Annotated in this window: 4 protein-coding genes and 1 pseudogene; 2 read left to right on the plus strand and 3 right to left on the minus strand. The window is 45.8% G+C overall.

What is annotated here, in order from left to right:
- A pseudogene (locus BLR50_RS14615) lies at nucleotides 1–248 on the minus strand (helix-turn-helix domain-containing protein); the annotation flags it as partial.
- Between the two features lie 243 nt (nucleotides 249–491).
- Between BLR50_RS14615 and BLR50_RS14120 the strand changes: the two are divergent.
- On the plus strand, nucleotides 492–1409 hold the full coding sequence (locus BLR50_RS14120; RefSeq protein ID WP_092643778.1) for a magnesium transporter CorA family protein: 918 nt from the start codon (nucleotides 492–494) through the stop codon (nucleotides 1407–1409).
- 181 nt (nucleotides 1410–1590) lie between these two features.
- On the opposite strand, the gene BLR50_RS14125 is transcribed toward BLR50_RS14120, so the two are convergent.
- Together BLR50_RS14125 and BLR50_RS14130 are read right to left on the minus strand one after the other, a co-directional pair.
- On the minus strand, nucleotides 1591–3675 hold the full coding sequence (locus BLR50_RS14125; protein WP_092643781.1) for a hypothetical protein: 2085 nt from the start codon (nucleotides 3673–3675) through the stop codon (nucleotides 1591–1593).
- A gap of 454 nt (nucleotides 3676–4129) precedes the next feature.
- On the minus strand, nucleotides 4130–4702 hold the full coding sequence (locus BLR50_RS14130) for a hypothetical protein (protein WP_143008138.1): 573 nt from the start codon (nucleotides 4700–4702) through the stop codon (nucleotides 4130–4132).
- Nucleotides 4703–4818: 116 nt separating this feature from the next.
- Here BLR50_RS14130 and BLR50_RS14135 point away from each other — a divergent pair.
- Nucleotides 4819–5067, plus strand: a 249-nt coding sequence (locus BLR50_RS14135; protein ID WP_162840460.1) for a helix-turn-helix domain-containing protein, incomplete at its 3' end; no start/stop codon positions are given.

Consider the following 5067-nt stretch of genomic DNA (forward strand, 5'->3'; position numbering starts at 1 on the left):
AATTGTGGATTCCTTCTGCGCATGCGAACTATCAGGTCGAGCTCTTCTTTGGTATGCTGATTTGGATGACTGTGTGGCCTTCGTGATTGGCAGCCCAGAGATTCTACCGTTCCATCATATCGCTTTTTCCAAAAATAGATATACGATCGACTTCTGTTATATTTCCGGCTGGCTCGGCTCACGCCATATTTCTCCACATACTTCATTAGGGATTGTCTGTACTTCATGTCTTGTGTTATGCTGTTCATGAGAGATGAGGTCTCCTTTCGGCTTGTTAGGTGTGGTAACTCAACAATAACCGATTTCTCCTCATCTTTCATCTTTTTTTATCTACTGTCCAATATGTATTGTAGTCCTACATATTGTAAGCGCAATCATTTTGAATTAATATTGCTTTTCCCCAATAACGGTGCTACACTTTTTGTAATTACTGCCTGTGAAATTACCATATTATCAACGCAGACGATTCTACAGCTTAGGGATGTGATACCATGGTTTACTATATGGAAAACGGCAATATCTTTACCTTAACTGAGGCTCAGCCATACGGCTGCCCCAACCGCATTGGAGTGTTTGCGCTTCAGGATGCCGAAGCGGCTGCGGGGCAATTTTGCCTTTCACCCGATGCAATAGGGCGCGTGCTGCAAAACCGCGCCGCAAGGTTTGAGAGCCATGAGGCGCTGGACGTCATCTGCGCGGGGCTTTTAAACCACCGCGCGCTTTCCTCACCGCTGGAGCGGGTGTATATCTTTCTGCAAAAGAGCAGCCTGCTGTTTTTATGTGATAACCCGCAGTATGTTGAAAAGCTGCTCAGCCGTGTAATCGAAGACGGTGTGCCGGATGTGAGCTTCGGCAAGCTCTTGTTTATGTTCTTTGAATACCTCACGGAAAAGGATGCCGAATATCTGGAGGATATCGAACAGGGGATTATTAATCTTGAGGACGATGTTATCCTCGACAAGCTCAATAAAAACTATGTAAAAACCATCATCTCACTGCGCAAGCGCCTGATGATCCTCAAACGGTACTACGAGCAGCTGCTTGGTGTATTGGGATACCTTGACGGCAACGAGAACGGCTTGTTGGATAAACGCGCCCTGCGCAGCTTTAAGATTTTGGAGGGCAGAGTAGACCGTCTCTACCACAGCGTGCTAAACCTGCGCGATTATGTCACTCAGATTCGCGAGGCATACCAGTCACAGGTAGATATCAGCCTGAATGTTACCATGAAGGTGTTTACCGTTATTACCGCGATCTTTCTTCCGTTAACGCTTATAGTGGGCTGGTACGGCATGAACCTCCAGATGCCCGAATACAGCTTTCCGTACTCTTATCCCATAGTCATCGGGGTTTGTGTTGTGATGGTAGCCGGGTGCATTTTCTATTTTAAAAAGCACAAGTGGTTTTAGAAACTGAAAGGATAATCCTAATGGCTGCCCTTATATATTTTCTGCGATGACGTGGCAATTTAGTTCGTATTTTTATCTTCAGCATCAACTTAAGTAAATGAAACCGGGTGGGAAGCAGTTCCCGCCCGGTTTTCTCGTAATCAATAACAAGTGCAGCGATAGAATTACATTAGTGCGCTGACTACGGCAGATTACTTATAGAAATAAACGATCTCATCCTTGGCCTTGAATTGACGCAGCACTGGCCGCGGTATTTCCAATAATAATTGTTATCATTTGTAAGCGGCTTTGCGTTTTGGCCTAAAAGAGGCGCAAGTTTACCGGTAAAAAGGTAAGGGTACAGTCCAGAGAAGATGTTGGTCTCATCCGTTTGTATAGCTGTATCTGTACTGTCAGTTTCAGCAGCTTCGGTGCCTGAAGCGGCGGTTAACTGAACAGAACTGAAATTGGTTTGTTCCGAGCAATGGCCGGGGCCAATCAGCCCGTTGTTGTAATTATCCAACAGTGTCTGTAAATTATTCACATAGGTTCTGTTTGCCCGGCTCAGCCGTGCCCAGCTTGAGGAGTTGTTATTGGCAAGAAACGCATCCGCGGCTAAAACGGTGGATTGTATGACGCTGGGGTCTGCACCGCTCTTAATGTTAAGCTTGGCGGCCAGCAGCTGCGCATAGAGCCGGTTTATTCCATTGGCTGCATCAGTCACCCCGTTTGAACCTCCGAAACTCAATATGCTTACTGCCTGAGCAGCCGTGGTTACGTTTACTGTGAGAACCCCGCCCGGTGTACCAAGATTTATTGGCAGCAAGGGGGTTACTACGTCTGGCTGAGGGCCGAAACCGGCGTGTGTTTTCCAATATCCAATAGTTAACGTGCATCCCTTACAGGGAACAGTTACCGTAATCGCCCAATCGGCACTTCCGGTGGTCTGCGTGTCGATTGTTGTAAAGGCGGCAGTATTGGGAAATTGTATTGCCCCGGTGCAGGCGGCATATGGCCCCAATGTTCTGTCATAGGTGAACTGATAGTTATTGCAGATAGGCGAGGGGACAAGCGGCCCCATAAAACTGTCCATTACGTTAATACAGGCGTCAATTTCTGTTATTGCTGCATTGCTGAAATCAAAGGGGATAGCCAGCGAAGAGAAAGGCGTTGTGCCGCTGGGTGTGTTAAAGAGAAGAGCGGTAGCCTGATCAACGCGGCTGAGGTTGTTTGGTAAAACCGCAGTATAATTTACGGTGGCGCTGGAGTTTGGCAGAACAGAGATACTTGCCGGTGTTACCGTTGAGTTTATTCCATCCGGCAAGATCAAGTCAGATATCAGTACGTTTGCAGTTCTATCGGGATTTGGGTTTACCACCGTGATGGTGCCGGTAACCCTGAAGTTTGTATCCGTAAATGTGCGCATTACATCAATAATATATCGAACCGTAAAGGTTTCATTCAGGCCCAGGGTTAGCGTGGTAACGACGGCACCGTTACTGTCAACCGCACGCTTGCCTATTTTCCAGGAATAGATTCGGGTAAATGCAGGCTGAACCGTTTTGGTAACAATCAGGTCATAGCAGTTCACTAAAACAGCAGCGGAGGCCGATTGCCCAGTTTGAACAATGGTTGCTGTATTGGTATGGGAGCCCTGATCGGAGTTGCAGCTGTAATCCTTTGTATAGGTTCGGGTTTTTAATTCAGATGGGTCGGTAGCGTTAAAGACGAAGGAGAAGCCGTTTGTGTCGTTTACATTGATCGATTCATTCACCGTACTGCGTATTGTCGGAAGATTTCCGGAAGCACTTGCGCCCGGGCCAAAAGGCTCGCCAATATGGCCGGAATGATTCAATATCGTTGTATTGGCTGTAACCTTAAAGGATTGGCCCGGAACGAATAGATTCAGCGGAATATCAATGCGATAAGGGTAGCAGTAGGTTTGCCCAATGCCGAGGATAGGATTGGGGCTTACGTCAAGAGCCTGTGTGAGGATAGTAGTACCGGTAGGGGTTTGCAGTACCAGCGTACTGGCAAGGCCTTCTGTTGCTACCGCCCCACCGTTTGTGATGCAAACCAGCCCTTCTATATAGGCTTCTAATGTTCCTGCATCACTTGTAACCGTGATTGTATATTGCACTGTTCCGGTATCATTGCGGAAGAGATTCAGAATTTCCGGTGTTACGGTTTTTGAAATAGTCCAGAGATACCGTATATCCCAAAATGCGTTTGCTGATACGGTTTCGCTTAGTGTGGTTCCCGCCTGGCCTTGTTCAAGGATCGGCATTTTACATCTTGCTCCTTTTAAAATTATTCGATATATAATACCTGCTGAATAATTCGTTTTGCGAATTATTCGCGGCGGCAGAGGCTGCGCATTGGCTAAAATGTTTACTTTTTAACCAATTCAGTCATACTATAATGTCCACTGCATGAAGGGTTAAAAAGCTCTAGGCAAGGTGCAAGGTTTTTTAGCTTCATGCTAAAGCCTCGCACCCTGATAAATCAAAAATGCTTTCAAAGCCGCTTCACGGGGGCATTATGATTTATTCAGTGGACATTATATAGGCACAATATATCACTACATCTTATGAAAGCGGCAGATATTGAGTTCGACAAATAACGATAGGATGCGAGCGGGCAATATAACAAAAGCCCTTCCGGTATAAGCGTTCATACCGAAAGGGCAATATTTGATTACACAGAAAGCAAAACCCCGCTTTGCAAGCGTTTTAACTTTATTACCTGCTAAAATTGATATCTATAACTGTAGATTCATCGTATCCGGCGCCTTTTAAAAAGCTCTCGGCATCGAGCTTCACCTTTTCCTGAAGGGGTTTAAGTTGTTCTTCCGACAGTGCTCTAAATTTCTCAATGGCATTTTGCGAGAATTCTTTTTCAAGCGTCTGTTCTATCGGAGCATGATAATCCAACAAAGTAAATGTGTCATCGTCATTGCGGGTAAAAACCATAACAACGGGGCTTGAATGACCACTAGTTACCACAAAACGATCATTCTCAAAGCTAAACCGGTAAAACTGCTCCAGCAGATAAACCGTAGTCTTTTCCCCTTCCACTCTTGTATCCAGCACCAGATGCGCTTCGGTATAAAAAGCTTCCTGCTGGTTCTGAGCGCCCCACTTCGTTAAAATAGCCGTCGAAATACATTTATCCAAGCCGGTAGAATTGCTGCCGGAGGAAGCACCCGCGGAAGGAACCGCCTCTGATGTCATGCTTTGCACTGTTGAGACAGCTTCAGCTTTTTGCCCCTTAGATTGTACTGCTTTAGTATCCTTGGTGCACTCCGTTTGCATACATCCGAAGAGTAATGACGAACACATCAATAAAGTCAAGCAGAGTATTATGATATGCTCCCTTTATGAGAGACAGTGAAATAACAAACACTGTTCATCATGAAGGGAGTATTTTTATGCCACAAAAATCTAAAATAGAGGTTACTGAAAAAGTTAAAATCACTCGAGAGTATGTATCTGGGAAAATTTCAAGAGAGGAAGCCGCCAGACGAGCCAAGGTTGCACCTGCATCAATAGCCAGATGGGCTCGGATATATCGACAGGAGGGTGCTTTGGGTCTTGCCCCGACAAAAAAGAACCGCGTTTACAGCTCCGAATTAAAGAAGAAAGCTGTCTTGGAATATCTTGCTGGCGGATGTGGTCTG

Source organism: Acetanaerobacterium elongatum, assembly GCF_900103835.1.
GTDB classification, from domain to species: Bacteria; Bacillota; Clostridia; order Oscillospirales; family Ruminococcaceae; genus Acetanaerobacterium; species Acetanaerobacterium elongatum.

Bases quoted from the DNA above. Each gene is read 5' to 3' on its own strand.
- BLR50_RS14120 (WP_092643778.1), top strand. From the start codon at position 492: ATGGTTTACTATATGGAAAACGGCAATATCTTTACCTTAACTGAGGCT.
- BLR50_RS14125 (WP_092643781.1), bottom strand. From the start codon at position 3,675: ATGCCGATCCTTGAACAAGGCCAGGCGGGAACCACACTAAGCGAAACC.
- BLR50_RS14130 (WP_143008138.1), bottom strand. From the start codon at position 4,702: ATGCAAACGGAGTGCACCAAGGATACTAAAGCAGTACAATCTAAGGGG.